Raw genomic sequence first — 19,437 nt, forward strand, 5'->3', positions numbered from 1 at the left:
ATATAGCGGTAAATTCCCCATTCGGCAAGAATCGGTTTTTGCTATGCTCTGATCCTCCCGGTGGTTTCATCGAACTGTCACGAAACTGTCATTGCACTGCAATGCAAGCGGGTGACTGATCCTTCATAAAAAGAGGAGATTCAACCAATGTCACGCAAAACCCTTTGCCTCGGTCTCTGGACCGCTCTGGCCGCATCCGTCGCTCTGCCTGCCGCCGCCGAACCGGTGTTCAACCGCATTGCGAGCTTCCCCGTTGCAAGCAATCTGCCCAAGGATGCCGACATATCGAAGGCAACCTCTTCGGAGATCATCACGGCATCGGAAGACGGCAAGACGCTGATCTATTCCGACAGTCCCTACGGCGCCATCGGCTTTGTCGACATTACCGACGCCGCCAAACCGAAGGCAGGCGGGCTGATCAAGGTCGAAGGCGAGCCGACATCGGTCGCTGTTGCCGGATCCAAGGTGCTGGCTGCGGTTAATACCTCCAAGGATCACAAGAACCCCTCCGGGCGACTGGATGTGATTGATCTTGCATCGCGCAAGGCCCTGACAAGCTGCGATCTCGGCGGCCAGCCGGATTCGGTTGCCATTTCGCCCGACAAGACATTTGCCGCGGTAGCGATTGAAAACGAGCGTGATGAAAAGCTGAATGACGGTGAAATTCCGCAGCTCCCATCCGGCGATCTGAAAATCTTTACGCTGAAGGACGGTGCGCCTGACTGTGCCAGCATGAAAAGCGTTGTTCTGACCGGCCTGTCTGAGATAGCCCCTGACGATGCGGAACCGGAATTCGTGTCCATCAACAAGGACAATCAGATTGCTGTTACCCTGCAGGAAAACAACCACATCGCGATCATCGACGCGGCCAGCGGCAAAATCACGTCGCATTTTTCCGCCGGAACCGTCGATCTCGACAAGATCGACGTCAAGAATGACGGTGCGCTGAAATTCGATGGTAGTATGAAGGGCGTTCTGCGCGAGCCGGATACGGTAAAATGGCTCGACAATGACCGGATCGTGGTCGCCAATGAAGGTGACTATAAGGGCGGCTCGCGCAGTTTCACCATTTTCTCCAAGGACGGCAAGGTTCTTTATGAATCGGGGCCATCGCTGGAGCACCGGATCGCTGCGGCTGGGCACTATCCCGACAAGCGTAACAAGAAGGGCGTTGAGCTCGAAGGTGCCGAGGTCGCAAAATTCGGTGATACAAATTATCTGTTCGTGGCCAGCGAGCGCGCCTCGGTTGTGGGCGTCTACAAGGATACCGGCAAGGATCCGGAATTTGTCCAGCTGCTGCCATCGGGCATTGGCCCTGAAGGCATTCTCGCCATTCCGTCACGCAATCTGTTCGTGACTGCCAATGAAACCGATCTGGTCGAGGACGGTGGTGCGCGATCGCATGTCATGATCTATGAGCTGAAAGACCAGAAGCTGAACTATCCGAAAATCGTGTCTAAATCGAAAGACGACGGTACGCCGCTCGGCTGGGGCGCCCTGTCGGGCCTGGTCGCCGACCTGAAGGCGCCGGGCAAGCTCCATGCCGTGTCGGACTCGTTCTATTCGGCTGCGCCGACCATTTATACGATTGATGCCACGCAAACCCCGGCAAAGATCACCGATGCGCTGGTGATTACGCGGGGCGGCCAGGCGGCTCAAAAGCTCGACCTTGAAGGCATCACCACAGATGGAGCTGGCGGTTACTGGCTTGCCAATGAAGGCGATCAGTCCAAGCTGGTGCCGCATGCAATCTTCAACGTCAATGAAAAGGGCGAGATCAAGAAGGAAATCGCGCTTCCCGAAGAGTTGCTGCCGCACCAGACCCGTTTCGGTCTTGAAGGGATCACCCGTGTCGGCGAGGGCGATGCCGCTGTCTTGTGGATGGCAGTGCAGCGGGAATGGAAGGACGATGAAAAAGGCTTCGTCAAGCTTCTCAGCTACACCGTCAAGGACAAGAGCTGGGGTGCAGTTTCCTATCCTCTGGACAAGAAGACGGGTGACGGATGGGTCGGTCTTTCCGAGATCACAGCCCACGATGGCCAGCTCTATATTGTCGAGCGCGACAATCTCATCGGCGACAAGGCGGTCAACAAGAAGCTCTATCGTGTGGCGCTGGAAGACCTGAAGCCGGCGAAAATCGGTGAAAAGCTGCCTGTCGTCGAGAAGAAACTGGCGCATGATTTCATCGCCGACCTCAAGGGCACCAATGGCTATATCGTTGACAAGCTGGAAGGCTTTGCTGTCGACGCCGATGGCAATGGTTTTGCGGTCACCGACAATGACGGTGTTGATGGTTCATCCGGCGAAACATTGTTTTTCGGCATCGGCAAGGTGACGGCGACGAACTGATTTGTCTGCCAATCTGCAAAAGGTCGCGCCCGATGCGCGGCCTTTTTTGTTTTGGCATGCGTCAGCTGACATCAAGCATGATCTTGCCGACATGCTGGCCTTCTTCCATCCGTTCATGCGCACGCCACGCCTCATGCAGCGGGTAGACCATGTCGATAACAGGCGCGACCCGGCGCTGCACCAGCAACGGCCAGACTTTCAGTTCCAGTTCACGCGCGATCCCAGCCTTGAACTCGATTGGGCGCGCGCGCAAGGTCGATCCGGTATGGGTCAGACGCTTGATCATGATTTTCGAAACATCAGCAGTGGCCTTCGCGCCATTGAGATGGGCGATCTGGACGATGCGCCCGTCAACAGCAGCGGCATCGTAGTTGCGTTCGACGTAATCGCCGCCGACCATATCCAGCGTGAGGTTCGCGCCCTTGCCGCCGGTTGCCTCCTTCACCGCATCGACAAAATCATGGGTGCGGTAGTTGACTGCCCGGTCGGCTCCCAGCTTCAGGCAGGCTTCGCATTTGTCATCGGAGCCCGCAGTTGTGATGACATAGGCGCCAAAGGCGCTGGCGAGCTGGATTGCTGTCGTGCCGATGCCGGATGTGCCGCCGTGGACGAGAAATGTCTCTCCGCTCTGCAGGCCGCCGCGCTCGAAAACATTGTGCCAGACCGTGAAAAAGGTCTCGGGCAGGGCCGCTGCTTCTATGAAGCCATATCCCGCCGGGATCGGCAGCGCCGTGGTTTCGTGCACCGTGCAATACTGAGCGTAACCGCCGCCCGCGACCAATGCCGTCACCCGGTCACCCACGCGAAAACGTGTGACGCTGCCACCCACCGCAACCACGTCGCCGGCAATTTCGAGTCCCGGAATATCCGATGCGCCTGATGGTGGCGGATAGTGGCCCTGACGCTGCAGCACATCGGGCCTGTTGACGCCGGCGGCATGCACCTGGACCAGAAGCTCGTTGGGACCCGGCTCGGGTACGCCCCGCTTTCCCGGCTTGAGGACCAGCGGACCACCCGGCTGAGTGATCTCGATCGCGGTCATCGTCGTCGGAATTTTACTGGCCATAGATATGCTCCATCGGTTGATTCGCTTGAATGATTTGCAATTCGAAGCGGGGGGACTGTATCCTTTCAGCGTAAAGCGACAAGTGGAGGATATGATGTCACTTTTCGACGAAGAACCGAAACGCAAGATAGCCCATGAGATCGGGCAGGAACTTTCTCTCCTTTCCGTCGCTGAGCTGGATGAGCGGATTGGCATCCTGCGGGCAGAAATCACCCGGCTTGAGGACGAGCGTACCCGGAAGGGCAGCAGCAAGTTGGCGGCGGAAGCACTTTTTCGCTGAAACGGAACGTAAATGATGCGGATGTCATGATGTCTCCGCATTGCTGACTAAGACGAGCCTGTGCCGGTCTGTTGCCGGCATCAGTCCAAGCATTTGGTGGGGTATCGCTGTGTTCCGTTCGTTCGTACAGGTCTTCGCCCTCTTGTGTGGCACGTCCTTTCTGGTCATGGCGTCCGGTCTGCACGGACTATTACTGCCTCTGCGCGGCGGGGCGGAAGGCTTTTCAACCACATCGCTTGGTCTTCTGGGTACAGCCTGGGCCGGAGGATTCATTACCGCGTGCCTCCTCGCGCCACGTCTCGTGCGCCGTGTCGGACATGTAAGGGCGTTCAGCGCTTTTGCCTCGATTGCCGCCATTGTTGCCCTGATGACCGGCATTCTTGTCCACCCGACCGCCTGGATTGCCCTGCGCGCGCTGACCGGATTTGCCATGGCAGGCGCCTATATGGTGATCGAAAGCTGGCTGAACGAGCGCGCGACGAATGCCAATCGCGGTCAGATCTTCGGCTTGTACATGGTGGTCAATTTCGCCTCCATCACCGCAGGGCAGATGATGATCGGCTTTGGCGACGTGCATACCGGCACGTTCTTCATGCTGTCTGGCATTCTCTTCTGTCTGGCTCTGATCCCGACGGCTATTTCCACAGCAAGCAGTCCAAAACCGCTGACGGAAGTGCAGCTGGATTTGCGCGCACTTTACCGCAATTCGCCCGTTGCCTTTGTCGGCTGCATGCTGATCGGTGTTGCCAATGGTGCGTTCGGTACGCTCGGGGCGGTCTACGGCGCGGCGACGGGTATTACGACGACCGAGATTGCTCTGATGATGAGTGCCTCGGTTATGGGCGGAGCCTTGATGCAGATTCCGGTAGGACGCATGTCTGACCGCACGGATCGCCGCTATGTTCTGGCTTTCGTTGCAGGTGCGGCCGCCATTATCGGTATGCTGATTTTCCTGATCGGATCACGTCAGGCGACGGTCATTCTGTTCATGACCGCAATTTACGGCGGTTTGGCCTATACGCTTTATCCGGTGGCGGTAGCCCATGCCAATGACTATTCGGATACCCAGAATTTCGTCAAGGTAACCGGCGGTCTGCTTCTCCTTTACGGGTTTGGCACCATGATCGGCCCGATTCTTGGCGCCTGGGCCATGGAATACATCGCTCCGGAAGGACTGTTCGCGATTACGGCTCTGGCCCATGTTTCCATCATGACCCACGCGATTATCCGGTCACGCATGCGCGCGGCCATGCCAATTGCGATGAGAGACAATTTCCAGACCGTCCCGTCAGAACGGGCGACGCCCGAGGGTATCAAGCTCGATCCTCGCGCAGAAGCCCAGTCTGACTGAGTTCTTATGGCGTTTTCCGTACAAATGCGTTGACATTGAGGGCAGTTTAAAACGACAATTCCCTATGGTCGAAACAGATGCATTTGCAGCCATTTCTGATCCCAATCGCCGCTATCTGCTGGAAGAGTTGCGGCGCGGGCCCAAGACTGTCAACGAATTGGCGGTTGGACTGCCCATTTCTCGCCCGGCCGTTTCCCAACACCTGAAGGCGCTGCTGGATGCACGGCTGGTCAAGGTCAAGTCTGAAGGCACGCGACGGATCTATACGGTGGATGACGGCGGCTTCTTTCATCTGAATTTATGGCTGGACCAGTTCTGGAGTGAATAAGTCCGCCTGCAGGCTAATAAAAAACCCGGTCTGTGACCGGGTTTTGATTTGAGAGCCTGCACAGTTGCCTCTCCGGCAACCGGCTGGAATTCTTTTTAACGTCGGCCGAAGGCGATCAGTGACGTGTGGCGGTCAATCTCAGTTTTTCGATTTGCTCTTTCAGCATGAGCTTGCGACGTTTCATATCGGTAATCTTCAGATCGTCGGTGGCGGGGCTTGCCTGCGCTTCGGAAATTTCCTTCTCGAGTGCACCATGCTTACGTTCAAGCGTTTCAAGATGAGACTCAATGGCCATCCGGCTTCTCCCTTGGTTGGTTTCCTACTCGTTGATGCTCTGCCTGCCAAAGGGCGAGATTATGACAGAGCCGTGACACTCTGCCACCACTTGAGGCAATTGTCGAATTTGTTTCGTAGGATTTTCTTGTCATGTAAAATATGGTAAGGCCACGTGCTGATCCGGTATTCTCGAACGCCGGACCAGACATTGGATTCTTCTATAACAAAATACCGGGAATCACTGCATGTCCGACCAGGATCAGGCTGACATTCGATTGGCAGTCGCACGATTGAAACAGGAGCATCTGGATTTTGATGCCGCCATACAAGCGATGATCCAGGTTGGTTGTGACCAGCTTCGAATCCAGCGAATGAAAAAGAAGAAACTCATCATCAAGGACAGGCTCATCGAGCTTGAAGACAAGATCATTCCAGACATTATTGCCTGATTTTCAACAGGTCGTGACCGGCGGGCTGTCGATAACTTGCAGCGTCTCCGCTTTTCCGTTAATCCCTGCACGCTCCGCTGATCAGAGGATGTTCAATGGCCGATAAACGCGCTGACGTCGCAATCATCATGGGTAGCCAGTCCGATTGGGCGACCATGCGCCACACCGCCGAGACACTTGATGCGCTCGGTATTTCCCATGACGATCGTATCGTTTCCGCCCACCGCACCCCCGATCGTCTGGTCGATTTTGCCAAGGGCGCCCGCGATGCAGGTTTCAAGGTTGTGATCGCCGGAGCAGGAGGCGCGGCCCATCTTCCCGGTATGGCTGCCGCAATGACACCGCTGCCGGTTTTTGGTGTGCCGGTCGAATCAAAAGCCCTGTCCGGGCAGGATTCCCTTCTTTCCATCGTTCAGATGCCAGCCGGTATTCCTGTCGGCACTTTGGCGATTGGCCGGGCCGGTGCCGTGAATGCCGCCCTTTTGGCTGCAGCCGTTCTTGCGCTGCATGATACGGCTCTGGCAAAGCGGCTCGACGATTGGCGCTCGGCGCAGAGTGAAAAGGTCGCCGAACGGCCATCTGACGAGGCATAAGATGATAGCAGCAGGATCGACTATCGGCATTATCGGCGGTGGACAGTTGGGCCGGATGCTCGCCATGGCAGCGGCGCGTCTGGGATATCGCACGGTCATTCTGGAGCCGCAGGCAGACTGTCCGGCAGCTCAGGTTGCCACTGAGCAGATTGTCGCCGCCTATGACAATCCCGAAGCGTTGGAGCGTCTGGCTGAAATCAGCGATGTCATCACATACGAATTTGAGAACGTTCCGGTCGACGCGGCCGAGACGTTGAATGAGACCAAGCCGGTTTTTCCGCCGCCGGAGGCGCTGAAAGTATCGCAGGACCGCGTGACCGAGAAGCGTTTCCTCAACAATGCGGGAATTCAGACGGCACAATGGCGCATTGTCGAGAACGAAGGTGATCTGGAAGCGGCGCTTCTGGCGTTTGAGGGCAAGGGCATCCTCAAGACGCGCCGGTTCGGCTATGACGGCAAGGGCCAGGTCAAATTTTCCGGTGCCAAGGGCGAAAATGCCAAGGCAGGTTTTGCAGCGGTTGGCAGCGTCCCATCCATTCTGGAAGGCCTTGTGGATTTCACCCGTGAGATTTCAGTGATCGCGGCGCGCGATGAGGCGGGCGATATCCGCATCTATGACATTGCGGAGAATGTGCACAAGGACGGGATTCTGGCAACTTCGACCGTTCCTGTTTCCGTGTCGTCGACGATTGCGGGCCTTGCTGCCGATTCGGCGCGCAAGTTGCTTGAGGCGCTCAATTATGTCGGCGTTCTCGGTATGGAATTCTTCGTGCTGGCCAATGGAACGCTGCTGGCCAATGAATTTGCGCCGCGTGTGCACAATTCAGGTCATTGGACCGAGGCCGCCTGCGCGGTCTCGCAGTTCGAGCAGCATATCCGTGCGGTTGCCGGCTTGCCGCTGGGGGATGCACGGCGTCATTCCGATTGCGTCATGGAAAACCTCATTGGCGATGATGTGGAAAAATTACCGGCGATTCTCGCGGAAAGCGGGGCTGTCGTGCATCTCTACGGCAAGGCTGAAGCACGCCCCGGCCGCAAGATGGGCCACGTCACACGCATTACAAAGCGGCTGTAATGGCAATTAAATTCACTCCTGACGCATGAATCGCCATATGAATCATGAGTCGGGAGTTGACAATCGGGGCAATCCTTGGCTATTTCCCCGCAACGTGTTTCCGGCGCGCTCCAGAGGCGCGCTTTATTATTGGTGCCCGGTTTCGGGCGTAAAGATACCGGTGCTGAAATGAAGATCAAGAATTCGCTCAAGGCTCTTAAAGGCCGTCATCGTGACAATCAGCTGGTGCGCCGCAAGGGCCGCATCTACATCATCAACAAGACTGCTCCGCGTTTCAAAGCGCGCCAGGGCTGATTTACCGTTTCACGGTTATTTGCATTTGACGTTTCGCTGATACGGACTACCATCCGTGTCATGCGGAACGTTTTTGCCATTTTTATCGGGTCTTTGTTGATGGTGTCGCCAGTGGTCGCGCTGGCGCAGGAGAAGTCCGGGGTCGATGTCCCCGCGGCTGCCCCGCAAGCAACTTCCCTGCCGGGAAAAACACTGGCTGAAAAACGCAATGCCCGCCTTGATGAACTGTTCTCCGCCTTGAAGCGTGAGCGCAACGAGGTGAAGGCGACCCGTATAGCAGAACAGATACAAACCCAATGGCAGAGTTCCGGCAGTGCGTCGATCGACCTGATGATGCAATGGGCCGCCGCCGCCATGGCGGAAAAGAAATATGCGGTTGCGCTGGATTTTCTCGATCAGGTCACGGTACTGAAACCGGACTTTGCCGAAGGCTGGAACAGGCGCGCCACGGTCAATTTCCTGATGAATGACTATGGGCGGTCCATGGCCGATATTCAGAAGACGCTGGCGCTGGAGCCGCGTCATTTCGGCGCTTTGGCCGGATTGGCAGCCATACTGAAAGATACCGGAAAAAAGGAAGCGGCACTTCATGCTTTCGAGCAGGTGCTCGCCGTCTATCCGATGATGCGCGAGGCTCAAAAGCAGGCGGGTGAACTGGCTGATGATCTGACCGGCCAGCGGACCTGATTTTCCCCGGCTCCTCTCCGCAACGGAAACCCCATCCCCCATGAATTTGTTTCTGGCCTTCGCTGCCTTTGCGATCATCTGTGTTCTGGGGCTGTTCGGGGCCACTCGTCTGGGTGCGCGGGCGATCGAGCGCCGCAATCCTCCTGTCGGTTCCTTTGCGGATGTGGCAGGCACACGGATGCATTATATCCACGTCCAAGCCGAGCCGAACGCCGATCTGCCTCCCATCGTGTTCATTCACGGTGCCAGCAGCAATCTCAAAGATCTGATGCGGCCGTTGCGGCCCATGCTTGAAGGGCGTGCTGATCTTTTGTTTATCGATCGTCCCGGTCATGGCTGGTCCGGGCGTGGCAACGGCAACAATGAGAACCCCGCAGGACAGGCGGATACTCTGGCTGGATTGATGGACAAGCTGGGCACCGGCCCTGCGATCATCGTCGGGCATTCCTATGGCGGTGCCGTTGCGGCGACTTTTGCCGTGAATCATCCGGGCAAGACCAAGGGCCTGCTGTTTCTCTCCCCGGCGACACACCCTTGGCCGGGCGGCGATGTGACCTGGTATTACACGCTTGCGAGCATGCCGCTGCTGGGTTGGCTCTTTACCAGAACACTGGCGCTTCCCGGTGGCTTGTTGAGCATGGATGCGGGTATTGCCGGCGTGTTTGCGCCCAATGCCGTGCCTCAGGGTTATGCGCAGAATGCGGGCATCGAGCTTGTGCTGCGTCCCGAGACATTCCGTGCCAATTCACGGGATGTGGCCGGACTGTTTGCCCATGTCTGCCGTTTTGCGCCGCGCTACCCGGAGATCAGGGTGCCGACGGTGATCATCACGGGTGATCATGATGACGTCGTTTTGGCAGAGATACATTCAGCGGGGCTGGAGCGTGATATCGCGGGATCAGAGCTTGTCTGGATCAGGAACATGGGTCATCGGCCCGATTATGTCGCGACCGGTCTGGATGTCATGGCCATTGAAAAGATAGCCGGATCTGACCGGGATCTGCAGGGCGCCGCACGGTTGCTGGAAGCCCGCATCGGGAATAACAGTTTCGGGCTGGCGGTTTATCACCGCCAACCCGAATGATCGTGGTTTAGATGCCTGTCAGCCCATCCGAGCCGATATAGGCAATGCGCAGCATGTTGGTCGAACCGGGTGTGCGCAGCGGCACACCAGCCGAAATGATGATGCGGTCACCGGGATTGCCGAATTCTTCCTGATAGGCGATGTGGCAGGCGCGATCGACCATGTCGTCAAGGTCGGTTGCATCTTCTGTGACAACACAATGCAGGCCCCAGACGAGAGAGAGCTTCCGCGCTGTCTCGACAACCGGCGACAAGGCGATGATCGGCAGCAATGGCCGTTCACGCGCCGCACGCAAGCCAGTGGTGCCTGATGCCGTATAGGTGACAATGGCCGAGAGGTTGAGCGTCTCGGCGATCTGCCGGGCAGCCAGCGAAATGGCATCGGCACCCGTTGCATTCGGCTCGGGGCGCTGGGCATGGATGATGCCGGGATAGTTCGGGTCGCGCTCGACTTCCTCGGCGATGCGCGCCATGGTCGATACGGCTTCCACGGGATAGTCGCCGGCGGCTGATTCTGCGGACAGCATCACTGCGTCTGCGCCTTCAAATACCGCCGTTGCCACGTCAGAAACTTCGGCACGTGTCGGGACGGCGGCAGTGATCATCGATTCTAGCATCTGCGTGGCAACCACGACAGGCTTGCCGGCCCTGCGGCATGCACGGATGATCTGCTTCTGGATCCCGGGAACGGCTTCCAGCGGCATTTCAACACCGAGATCGCCGCGCGCCACCATCAGTGCATCGGAAAGTTCGATGATCTCAGCAAGACGGGTAACGGCCTGCGGCTTTTCGATCTTCGAAAGCAGGGCAACGCGGCCGCGCGAGATCTTACGGACTTCGGCAAGATCCTCCGGCCGCTGAATAAAGGACAGGGCAACCCAGTCGACTTCTTCCTGCAGGACAGCGTCGAGGTCGCGGCGATCCTTTTCCGTCAAGGCACTGACACTCAGCGTCGTATCCGGCAGGCTGACGCCCTTCTTGTCTGATATTCTGGTGCCGGATATCACGCGGCAGGTGATCGACTTGCCATCGGATGCTTCCGCAACCAATGCCAGCTTGCCGTCATCGACCAGCAGACGGTGGCCCGGTTCGACAGCCTCAAGAATTTCGGGGTGCGGCAGGAAGACACGGGTATTGTCGCCGAGTGCCTCGTTGTTGTCGAGCGTGAAAATCTGGCCGGGAACGAGATCAACCTTGCCTTCGGCAAATTTGCCGACGCGCAGTTTCGGTCCCTGCAAATCGGCAAGAATGCCGATCGGGCGCCCGACTTCCTTTTCGACATTGCGCAGACGGCGGACAAGTTCGCGCATGAGATCATGGCTGGCATGGCTCATATTGATGCGGAACACGTCGGCACCAGCTTCGAACAGTTTGCGAATCATCGCTTCGTCGGATGAAGCGGGACCCAGTGTGGCGAGGATTTTGACCTTACGGCGGCGTCTCATCGAGGAGGGGTATCCGTTACAATTGGAGCTGAGGGAGGAGTTTCTTCCGTAAGCTGGACCATCCAGCTTGATTGTTCGCCGGTATCATACTCCTGAAATCCCGCTCGCTGAAATCCGCGCGCAAAACAGTCATTGATCCCGGTAATCTTGAATTGATTTTCCGCCACGCACATATTCACCTTGCCATCCCAGCGGCCGCCACTCTGGGCGTCCTCGGCGTAAAGGTAATAATAGCGTGACGTCAGCGGGCCGACAACCAGCGTGGTGCAGGAAGAAGCATTGACATGCCACCAGCCTTCCGTGATCCAGCCGGTCTTTGCCCGATAGCCCAGTGCTACGCCCACGAGATTTTGTGTGGTGTTGCATACGCGAAAATCAGCGTGGGCCTTTTCCGGCGCAAAGACACTGCCTGCTACGAAAATGAATAAAAAAGCCGCTAGAAAGCTGCTCCATCGCGTCCGCTGATGCTGGTCAGCGCGGAAAATGATGCCCCTGCGCAATATTGCCTCCGTCCGTCTTAGACTCCTTTTCCGCAGTTTCACATGCATTGTCAACGCGCTAATGGGCCGAACATGCCGTTCCTGTTGCCGTGTGACAAAAGAATGATGGTTGCATTCCCGATCAGGGCGTGAAACACAAAAAAATATCCTGAATAATCGCGCAAGAGAACGTTGAAATGCCGTTTTCCCCCTTTCACCTTGTCGATGGCAACAATGACAGAGGTCTGGTGCTGCTGGCTGATCATGCCCGCCGGGATCTGCCGGAGGAATATGGCTCTCTTGGTCTGCCGCAACAGCAGTTCGAACGGCATATTGCCTATGATATCGGTGTGGAGCCGTTGACGCGAAAACTGGCTGAAATGCTCGGTGTTCCTGCGGTGCTCGGCGGTTTTTCCCGCCTGCTCATCGATCCGAACCGGGGGGAGGATGATCCGACGCTTATCATGCGCCTGTCCGACGGGGCGATCATTCCTGGGAACAATCCGTTGGTGGAAGCCGAGCATCAGAAACGCGTGAATGATTTCTATCGTCCCTATCACACGGCCGTCTCGGATATGATCCATGCGGTTGCCGAGGCGAGCGACAATGCGCCGCTGGTCATTTCCATCCATTCCTTCACGGCTTTCTGGAAAATGACGCCCCGGCCCTGGCATGCCGGTATTCTCTGGGACAGTGATCCGCGTGCGGTCTTACCGCTCATCAAGGCTTTGGAATCCGATCCGCAACTGGTCGTCGGAGACAATGAGCCCTATGACGGAGCGCTGCGCAATGACACGATGTTCAAACATTGCATCGTGCCGGGGCTCGCCCATGCGCTGATCGAGGTGCGGCAGGATCTGATTGCCGACGAGAAGGGGGTTGATGAATGGGCAGACCGGCTCGCACCGATCCTTGAAGCCATCAACGCCGATCCCGATATGCATATAGCACGGCAATATGGTTCGCGGACCGGTCCACTGGAAGAGGTTTGACCATGAACAATTTCACCGATGAACAGCGCATCGCCTTCGAAGCGGCGGCGTTCCGGCGGCTGGTGGAGCATCTGCGGGAGCGCAGCGACGTTCAGAACATTGACCTAATGAATCTGGCTGGTTTCTGCCGCAACTGTCTGTCCAACTGGTATCGGGAAGCCGCTGAGGCGGCGGGTGTTTCCCTTTCAAAAGATGAATCCCGCGAGATCGTCTACGGCGAACCCTATGCCGAATGGCAGGCCAAGCATCAGCGCGAAGCCAGCGATGCACAGAAGGCTGCTTTTGAGACCAACAAGCCGTCGCATTGATCGCGGTTGCGCGAGGTAAACGGTTCGTGGTTCGACAAGCTCACCATGAGGGAGAGTGAGGACTTCAGGGAGTTCTATTCTGCGAGATTGCTCATAGCGCAATGTTTCCGATTGGCCTTGCAGCACCCCTCTCCCTCATGGACAGCTTGTCGAACCACGCACCATGACCCGCAACCCACGAACCGCGCACCACAGACAGCTGAAACCGCCTTCATCCTGACTCTATTATCTTGACTCATTGCGCTGTGGTCGGGCATCGGAACCACAGAGGCGGCGTTCCCGAGTCGCACAATCAATTTTTACGGAGCAAAATATGAGCATGGATGATGTAGCGCCACAGGGCGGTGTCGAAGGTGTTGCGGCTGCGGAATTGCGGCAGTTCATTGAGCGCATCGAGCGCCTTGAGGAAGAAAAGACCACGCTTCAGGACGACATCAAGGAAGTGATGGCTGAAGCCAAGGGGCGCGGTTACGACACCAAGATCATCCGCACGATCGTTCGCCTGCGCAAGAAGGACGCCAATGAGCGCAAGGAAGAAGAAGCGATCCTTGAGCTTTACATGAACGCGCTCGGCATGGTCTGAGCCAGTTTCGAAAAACGCAGCCGCAAGGCTGCGTTTTTGTTTGGTTCCCAGCCTTTATAACCCTTGAACTGGCCGCTTGGCAGGTATAATCGTCAGCCCGCCCGCCTATTCTTTCACGATCCTCTTCTCTTTCGAATGATGTGATCTGCCGACATTCACGTTGGGGCAGCCGCCTCAGCCGTCAGGGAGTAAAATCAATGTCCGTATCCACAGCGCCGCTGTCCATGCAGGCGCCTGCCAATTCGCGTTCCCGTGTCATTCTGGCCAGCCTGATTGGCACTACGATCGAGTTCTACGATTTCTACGTCTACGCAACCGCTGCCGTTCTTGTTTTCCCGCATCTGTTCTTTCCGCCCGGCAACGAGACGACGGCCCTGCTGTCATCCTTCGCCATCTTTGGTGCGGCCATGGTGGCGCGGCCGCTGGGCGCGATCTTCTTTGGTCATCTCGGCGACAAGCGCGGGCGAAAGATCACGCTGGTCGGCGCGCTCCTGACCATGGGCATTGCAACATTCCTTATCGGCGTTCTGCCGACATTTTCCAGCGTTGGCTGGCTGGCACCTGCCCTTCTGGTGGTGTTGCGCCTGGCACAGGGATTCGCACTGGGCGGTGAATGGAGCGGAGCTGCGCTCGTTGCCACCGAGAACGCACCCGAGGGGAAACGGGCAATATACGGTACCTTTCCGCAACTTGGCGCTCCTATCGGCTTCATCATCGCCAATGGCCTGTTTCTGCTCATCGCTGCCATCCTGCCATCGGATGATCCATCGCGGCCGTCCCTCGCGTTTCTCGATTGGGGCTGGCGGATTCCGTTCCTGTTTTCGGCTGTCATGGTGATCGTCGGTCTTTGGGTCCGGCTCAATCTCGTCGAAAGCACGGCGTTCGAGAAAACCGTCAGTAAAGGTCAGATCAAGAAAGTGCCGCTGGTCTCGGTTTTCCAGTCGCACTGGAAACAGCTTGTCCTCGGCACATTCTACATGCTCGCCACCTATGTACTCTTCTACCTGATGACGACATTTTCGCTCAGCTACGGCCGCGCTGCCACGTCTGGACCGATTGCCGGCCTCGGTTATGACTACACGACCTTCGTCCTGATGATGATCGTCGGGGTGGTGTTCTTTGGCATCTTCACCATGGCCTCTGGCCCATGGGCTGACCGCTGGGGTCGTCGCAAGACTCTGATCTGGGTAACGCTTGCCATCTCCGTGTTTGGCCTGTTGTGGGTGCCGATGCTGTCGCTGGGCACGGCCGGTGTGATGGCCTGGCTGATATTGGGCTTTGCCTTGATGGGGATGACGTTCGGTCCGATGGGTGCCTTGCTGCCGGAACTGTTCCCGGTAAGCATGCGCTATACGGGCTCGGGTATTTCCTACAATGTTTCGTCGATCCTCGGCGCCGCAGTTGCACCCTTTATAGCGATTGCATTGTGGAAGCTGGGTGGAGGCAGCCCGTTCTGGGTCGGTGTCTATCTGTCGGCCATGGCCGTGTTGACGCTGATTGCGCTGGTGATCGGCAAGGAAACCAAGGACGTCGATATCGAAGCCTGAGATCTTTCGATCTTAAAAATGAAAAGCACGACCAGATGAAAACCGGTTGTGCTTTTTTAATGGTTTGCATAACAATTGTGCGTGGTTCGACAGGCTCACCATGAGGGAGTGCGTGGCTGCAAGGCTATTCGGGCGTATGAGTAATCTTGCAGAACTTGGCTCCCTGCAATCCTCAATCTACCTCATGGTGAGCCTGTCGAACCACGCACAATGGAAAGGCAGTCTGCGTTCAGTAATTCGGATCGTAGATCAGGCGATCATGGTTTGCCGGGCGGTCATAAACCGGCGCACGATTCTGATTCTGTTTGGCAAGCGATCCAACGATGACCGCGCCGAGCGCCAATCCGGCAACACCGGCAATAATCGCCGTGTCGCGACCCTTGTGGCGGTCCGAGCGATTGGAACGGTAATCGCGGTCACGATAATAATCATCGCCGCGATCACGGTAATAGCTGTCACGGTAGGAGCGATCGCCCGACCAGCCATCATAATCATCGGAATAGTAGCCGCCTGCCTGGGCCGGAGCCGAAGGGAGGCCAATTGCGCTGATCGAGACGGCAGCAACCAGCAGAGCAGCGAGATATTTTTTCATCATATTGTCCTCAATGTTCATTTGTTGAGGACAGGAATAGAGCCTTCCGGCTGAACCGGTGATGAATGTCGCCGTTAGCTGCCGTTCACAAGGAGACTGTCCGGGCGTTCACATGCAGGGCGCGTCCCGCACCCCAACCAAAAATGGCAACGCCAATTCCCAGAAGAACAAACAGAATGGCGGTCGCAGCATAGCTTTCCGTCAGACTGTGGATGAGGCCGACAAGCAGGGGCCCGATGGCGGCGAGCATGTAACCAACGCATTGGGCCATCCCCGAGAGATGCGAAGCGACATGGGAGTCCAGCGAACGCAGGACGATCATGGTCATCGCTATGGCAATGAGCCCACCCTGACCGATGCCCTGGATGATAGCCCACAGCCAAACCGTCGAGAGTGGCGCAAACAGCAATCCGAGCAGGCCAACAACAGCAATCGTGACAAGCCCGACATTGATCAGGCTTTGATTCCGGCAGCGCACCGCAATCGATGGCACGAGAAGACAAGTGAAGACCTGTGCCATGACCGATACGGAAACCACGACGCCGGCGGTTGTACCGTCAAGGCCGCGATCCCGCAGGATGGGCGCCAGCCAGCCAAAGACGCAGTAGGCGAGCGCCGACTGCAAACCCATGAACAGGGTGACCTGCCATGCCAGGCGATCGCGCCAGAGACCCGTTACCTTGAAGCCCGCATGTTTCGTGCGGACTTTGCGGGCAAAGGCCTGCGGCAGCCAGATGGCGGCGACAACCAGAGCCGGCAGTGCCCAGGCGCTGAGCGCCAGGGACCATGACCCGCCAAGCATCTTCTGGACAGGCAGGGTCAGACCAGCAGCACTGGCGGCTCCGGCGCACAGCGCCATGGTATAAAGACCGGTCATCATCCCTGTGCGGCTGGCAAAATCGCGCTTGACCAGACCGGGCAGGAGGACGTTGCCGATGGCAATGCAGCCCCCGGCGAGCGCTGTTCCGGCGAACAGCAAGGGCAGGGATTCCAGCCCGCGCAGGGCTGTGCCTAGGGCAAGTAAAAGGAGAACACCAAGGAGTGTGCGCTCCGCACCGATCCGCTGCGCAAGGCGCGGGGCCAAGGGAGCAAAGAGACCCAGACAAAGAACGGGTAGCGTGGTGAGCACGCCCGCGCCGAAAGACGAAAGGCCCGTCTGGGCAATGATCTCCGGCAAAAGCGCCGATGCGCTGGAGAAAACCGGGCGCAGATTGTAGGCGATGAGAACGAGACTGAGGCCGAACAGGATCTGTGTGCCACGGCTTTTGAAATCCGGTATACGCGGCTGGGGAACACTATCCACTTCGGCATCGACAAGCTGTTCACCGGCAATATTGAGATCCGCAGCGAGGCGGCTGGAATGTTCAGACGGAAGATGCTGGTTCATGATGCAAGCAATCGATCGAGTTCGAGCAGAATAGGAGCCATAAAGGTGCGGGTGATCGATGCCGCTCGCTCGGGATTTCCTGAAGCAATCGCATCGATGATGGCGGCATGCGCGGCCATGTCAGGTTCGGGAAGCTCTCCGGTTACCGTCGCGCGGATGACTTCCTGAATGGAAACGGAGAAGAATTCATACACTTCCATGAGGGCGACGTTGCCCGATGCCGCGACGACTGCCTTGTGGAAGGCAAGGTCGCGTTCAACATAAGAATCATGCCGGGCAGTATCATATTCACCGCGTTCAGTGAGCAATTGGCGCAGATCGTCAATCACCTCGGGCGTGTGGCGGATGGCGGCCAGTCTTGCCGCTTCAACTTCGAGGGCACAGCGTGTCTCGACCTGATCGCGCAGGCCGGTGCGCCTGATCCGCAGCAGGCTTTCTTCGGGATTTGTGATCGAGCGGACATAGGTGCCGGAGCCCTGTTTGGTCTCGAGAAAACCTTGCGCCACGAGGACGCGCACGGCTTCGCGCACAGTACCCCGACTGACGCCGAGCATATCGGCCAGCGCTGCCTCGTTGGGTATGCGTTCTCCGACCGGCCAGCGATTGGTAATAATTTCGGCGCGGATATTATCAATGGCCGTATCGGCCAGATTGGTGCGGGCGGCGGGTTGCATTCACTCAAGTCCCATAGTCATCGGATGACTTGATAACTATGGGACTGCGGCGCCTTTGTCAAGGCGCCCGGTCTGGCCGACGGGAATCTAATTCAGCGATAGATGACGAGAGGCCGCCGGTGGACAATAATGGGGGCCGGCCGCTCGATGATGACGGTTCTTGGCCCGAACGCTTCCAGTGGGAACCAATAACCGCGATAGAAACGATATCCGGGCCTGAAGTAGCCATAACCGCGATGGCCGTTGTAGTAGTAGCCGTCGTGCCAGCCATAATAGCCGCGCCGCCAGTAGACCGGCTCAGCCTTGGATTGCAGATGCTCTCCCTGTACCGTCAGGAGCGGCATTGCGCTGGCGCTTTGCACTCCGGCCAGGGTGCCGGCCGCGACAAGGCCGGCGGTAATGATGCTCAATAGTGTTCTCATGATTTACCTCTTCTGGGGTTAGTGGTTCAGGTGTTGATCAGTCCCTGCAGGGATCGGTCAAAGGGGCGGCTGGGAAAGAGCGTTTTCATGGTGCGCTCAGGTTCCAGACCAAATGTTTCTGCAGCGAGCGCTGCAATCAGGACGTCGAGATCCATGGTGGGTTTCAGGTCGCGGTTTTCATAAAGCGCATTCGGCGCAAGGCCCGGCCAGTCGGTAAGGATGCGCCCGCCCTTGACGGCGCCGCCGAGAATGAGCGCGGTTGTTGCCGTGCCGTGGTCCGTCCCGCCGGTGCCATTGGCGGCGGCAGTGCGGCCGAATTCGGTTGCCACAAGCACCGTTGTCTGCTGCCAGACATCGCCAAGCCCGTCGCGCATGGCATCGATCATGGTGTCGAGTGCCTTGAGCTGGCTGGCGAGCCGGTTTTCCTGGCCGCTATGGGTATCCCAGCCGCTGGTCTCGATCATGGCGATGCGTGGACCGTCGATCCGGGCGAGCGCTTCGGCCGCAGTTCTGCCCGCAGCGGCGGGGTTCTGACGCGTTTCCATGTCCTTGAAAAAGCCCCGCGCTTCCATGGCGGCACTCCAGACCGGGTGAAACTGCTGGTCCCGGTCGTAGAGTTGCGCAACCCGCAGCAGGAGATCATCCGGAGCTTCCGGCAGGTTCGACGGCGCATAGGAGGTAACGTCGGCGGAACCGCGCAAGGCGGCCGGTATGGTCGGGGCGAAGGCGATGGCCTTGTCAGCTGATTTCGGCAGCAGCGTCACAAGCCGGTTCAGCCAGCCGTCCCTGATCTGGTATGGACTGGTGCCGCCGGTTTCGAGAACGTTCTGGCCATCGAAGTGCGAGCGCTCGCGGTAGGGTGAGGCGACGGCATGGACGAACAGCGCCTGCCGGTTGCTGTAGAGCGTTCCCATGCCAGTGAGTGACGGATGCAGCGCAAAGGTCCCGTCAAGCTTGATGGCATCGGAAGTCTGGATCGCCAGACTGCCCCGCAACTGCGCATAGGCCGGGTCGGCATAGGGTACGACAATGTTGAGACCATCGGCGGCACCGCGCTGAATGATGAAAACGAAACGGCGGTCGGTTGCGACATTGGCAAAGACAATGCGCGGTGCCACGAGCATCGATCCCGCACCGATGGCGGCCAGACGCAGGAAATTACGGCGGTTGGTCATGC

At 57.7% G+C, this 19,437-nt stretch carries 23 protein-coding genes; 14 read left to right on the top strand and 9 right to left on the bottom strand.

The annotated features are described in order from the left end of the window. The first annotated feature begins 147 nt into the window (after window positions 1-147). Entirely contained in the window at window positions 148-2,349 is a 2,202-nt protein-coding gene (locus tag FHW16_RS09130) for an esterase-like activity of phytase family protein (protein WP_182548745.1), read from the top strand. Between the two features lie 61 nt (window positions 2,350-2,410). Here the strand turns inward: FHW16_RS09130 and FHW16_RS09135 are convergent, their stop codons facing one another. Next, the gene (locus FHW16_RS09135) at window positions 2,411-3,415 is read right to left on the bottom strand and encodes an NAD(P)H-quinone oxidoreductase (RefSeq protein WP_182548746.1); all 1,005 of its coding nucleotides are present in this window, start codon (window positions 3,413-3,415) and stop codon (window positions 2,411-2,413) included. A 94-nt stretch (window positions 3,416-3,509) separates the two neighbouring features. Here FHW16_RS09135 and FHW16_RS09140 point away from each other — a divergent pair, with 94 nt between their 5' ends. The 3 genes from FHW16_RS09140 (at window position 3,510) to FHW16_RS09150 (ending at window position 5,374) form a co-directional block, all read left to right on the top strand. Next, entirely contained in the window at window positions 3,510-3,695 is a 186-nt protein-coding gene (locus FHW16_RS09140; RefSeq protein WP_182548747.1) for a DUF1192 domain-containing protein, read from the top strand. Window positions 3,696-3,804: 109 nt separating this feature from the next. Beyond that, entirely contained in the window at window positions 3,805-5,046 is a 1,242-nt protein-coding gene (locus tag FHW16_RS09145; protein WP_182548990.1) for an MFS transporter, read from the top strand. Window positions 5,047-5,110: 64 nt separating this feature from the next. After that, on the top strand, window positions 5,111-5,374 hold the full coding sequence (locus FHW16_RS09150) for an ArsR/SmtB family transcription factor (protein ID WP_182548748.1): 264 nt from the start codon (window positions 5,111-5,113) through the stop codon (window positions 5,372-5,374). Window positions 5,375-5,489: 115 nt separating this feature from the next. Here FHW16_RS09150 and FHW16_RS09155 read toward each other — a convergent pair whose 3' ends face one another. After that, window positions 5,490-5,669: a YdcH family protein gene (locus FHW16_RS09155; RefSeq protein ID WP_091879794.1), complete on the bottom strand. Its 180-nt coding sequence runs from the start codon at window positions 5,667-5,669 to the stop codon at window positions 5,490-5,492. 226 nt (window positions 5,670-5,895) lie between these two features. Here FHW16_RS09155 and FHW16_RS09160 point away from each other — a divergent pair, with 226 nt between their 5' ends. The 6 genes from FHW16_RS09160 to FHW16_RS09185 all read left to right on the top strand — a co-directional run bounded on the left by FHW16_RS09160 (window position 5,896) and on the right by FHW16_RS09185 (window position 9,832). Next, window positions 5,896-6,099: a YdcH family protein gene (locus tag FHW16_RS09160; protein ID WP_182548749.1), complete on the top strand. Its 204-nt coding sequence runs from the start codon at window positions 5,896-5,898 to the stop codon at window positions 6,097-6,099. A 95-nt stretch (window positions 6,100-6,194) separates the two neighbouring features. Then, window positions 6,195-6,692, top strand: coding sequence for a 5-(carboxyamino)imidazole ribonucleotide mutase (gene purE / locus FHW16_RS09165; protein ID WP_182548750.1), 498 nt, complete (start codon window positions 6,195-6,197; stop codon window positions 6,690-6,692). Between the two features lies 1 nt (window position 6,693). Beyond that, window positions 6,694-7,767: a 5-(carboxyamino)imidazole ribonucleotide synthase gene (locus FHW16_RS09170; RefSeq protein WP_182548751.1), complete on the top strand. Its 1,074-nt coding sequence runs from the start codon at window positions 6,694-6,696 to the stop codon at window positions 7,765-7,767. A 168-nt stretch (window positions 7,768-7,935) separates the two neighbouring features. Continuing rightward, window positions 7,936-8,061 carry a type B 50S ribosomal protein L36 gene (ykgO, locus tag FHW16_RS09175; protein WP_091880250.1) on the top strand — a complete coding sequence of 42 codons (126 nt, stop codon included), beginning with the start codon at window positions 7,936-7,938 and terminating at the stop codon, window positions 8,059-8,061. 99 nt (window positions 8,062-8,160) lie between these two features. Next, window positions 8,161-8,748: a hypothetical protein gene (locus FHW16_RS09180; protein WP_432651996.1), complete on the top strand. Its 588-nt coding sequence runs from the start codon at window positions 8,161-8,163 to the stop codon at window positions 8,746-8,748. Window positions 8,749-8,788: 40 nt separating this feature from the next. Next, entirely contained in the window at window positions 8,789-9,832 is a 1,044-nt protein-coding gene (locus FHW16_RS09185) for an alpha/beta fold hydrolase (RefSeq protein WP_182548753.1), read from the top strand. A 7-nt stretch (window positions 9,833-9,839) separates the two neighbouring features. Here FHW16_RS09185 and pyk read toward each other — a convergent pair whose 3' ends face one another. Beyond that, entirely contained in the window at window positions 9,840-11,276 is a 1,437-nt protein-coding gene (gene pyk, locus FHW16_RS09190) for a pyruvate kinase (protein ID WP_182548754.1), read from the bottom strand. Next, entirely contained in the window at window positions 11,273-11,698 is a 426-nt protein-coding gene (locus tag FHW16_RS09195; protein WP_091880253.1) for a DUF1036 domain-containing protein, read from the bottom strand. The genes pyk and FHW16_RS09195 overlap by 4 nt, the downstream gene beginning before the upstream one ends. A gap of 254 nt (window positions 11,699-11,952) precedes the next feature. Here FHW16_RS09195 and FHW16_RS09200 point away from each other — a divergent pair, with 254 nt between their 5' ends. The 4 genes from FHW16_RS09200 (at window position 11,953) to FHW16_RS09215 (ending at window position 15,185) form a co-directional block, all read left to right on the top strand. Further along, window positions 11,953-12,747, top strand: coding sequence for an N-formylglutamate amidohydrolase (locus FHW16_RS09200; protein ID WP_182548755.1), 795 nt, complete (start codon window positions 11,953-11,955; stop codon window positions 12,745-12,747). 2 nt (window positions 12,748-12,749) lie between these two features. Further along, on the top strand, window positions 12,750-13,055 hold the full coding sequence (locus FHW16_RS09205; RefSeq protein WP_182548756.1) for a DUF1244 domain-containing protein: 306 nt from the start codon (window positions 12,750-12,752) through the stop codon (window positions 13,053-13,055). Window positions 13,056-13,368: 313 nt separating this feature from the next. Then, window positions 13,369-13,638, top strand: coding sequence for a DUF2312 domain-containing protein (locus FHW16_RS09210; protein ID WP_175540565.1), 270 nt, complete (start codon window positions 13,369-13,371; stop codon window positions 13,636-13,638). Between the two features lie 197 nt (window positions 13,639-13,835). After that, on the top strand, window positions 13,836-15,185 hold the full coding sequence (locus tag FHW16_RS09215) for an MFS transporter (RefSeq protein ID WP_182548757.1): 1,350 nt from the start codon (window positions 13,836-13,838) through the stop codon (window positions 15,183-15,185). A gap of 229 nt (window positions 15,186-15,414) precedes the next feature. Here the strand turns inward: FHW16_RS09215 and FHW16_RS09220 are convergent, their stop codons facing one another. The 5 genes from FHW16_RS09220 to FHW16_RS09240 all read right to left on the bottom strand — a co-directional run bounded on the left by FHW16_RS09220 (window position 15,415) and on the right by FHW16_RS09240 (window position 19,435). Continuing rightward, window positions 15,415-15,780 (bottom strand): hypothetical protein, encoded by a 366-nt coding sequence (locus FHW16_RS09220; RefSeq protein WP_210278041.1) that lies wholly within the window; start codon window positions 15,778-15,780, stop codon window positions 15,415-15,417. Between the two features lie 82 nt (window positions 15,781-15,862). After that, on the bottom strand, window positions 15,863-17,164 hold the full coding sequence (locus FHW16_RS09225) for a CynX/NimT family MFS transporter (RefSeq protein ID WP_182548759.1): 1,302 nt from the start codon (window positions 17,162-17,164) through the stop codon (window positions 15,863-15,865). Further along, the gene (locus FHW16_RS09230) at window positions 17,161-17,838 is read right to left on the bottom strand and encodes a FadR/GntR family transcriptional regulator (RefSeq protein ID WP_182548760.1); all 678 of its coding nucleotides are present in this window, start codon (window positions 17,836-17,838) and stop codon (window positions 17,161-17,163) included. The genes FHW16_RS09225 and FHW16_RS09230 overlap by 4 nt, the downstream gene beginning before the upstream one ends. A 92-nt stretch (window positions 17,839-17,930) precedes the next feature. After that, window positions 17,931-18,260: a hypothetical protein gene (locus tag FHW16_RS28800; protein WP_246711640.1), complete on the bottom strand. Its 330-nt coding sequence runs from the start codon at window positions 18,258-18,260 to the stop codon at window positions 17,931-17,933. Between the two features lie 26 nt (window positions 18,261-18,286). Next, complete coding sequence (locus FHW16_RS09240) at window positions 18,287-19,435, bottom strand: DUF1501 domain-containing protein (protein WP_182548761.1); 1,149 nt, start codon at window positions 19,433-19,435, stop codon at window positions 18,287-18,289. Between the last annotated feature and the right edge of the window lie 2 nt (window positions 19,436-19,437).

It is taken from the genome of Phyllobacterium myrsinacearum (assembly GCF_014138285.1).
Classification (GTDB): domain Bacteria; phylum Pseudomonadota; class Alphaproteobacteria; order Rhizobiales; family Rhizobiaceae; genus Phyllobacterium; species Phyllobacterium myrsinacearum_A.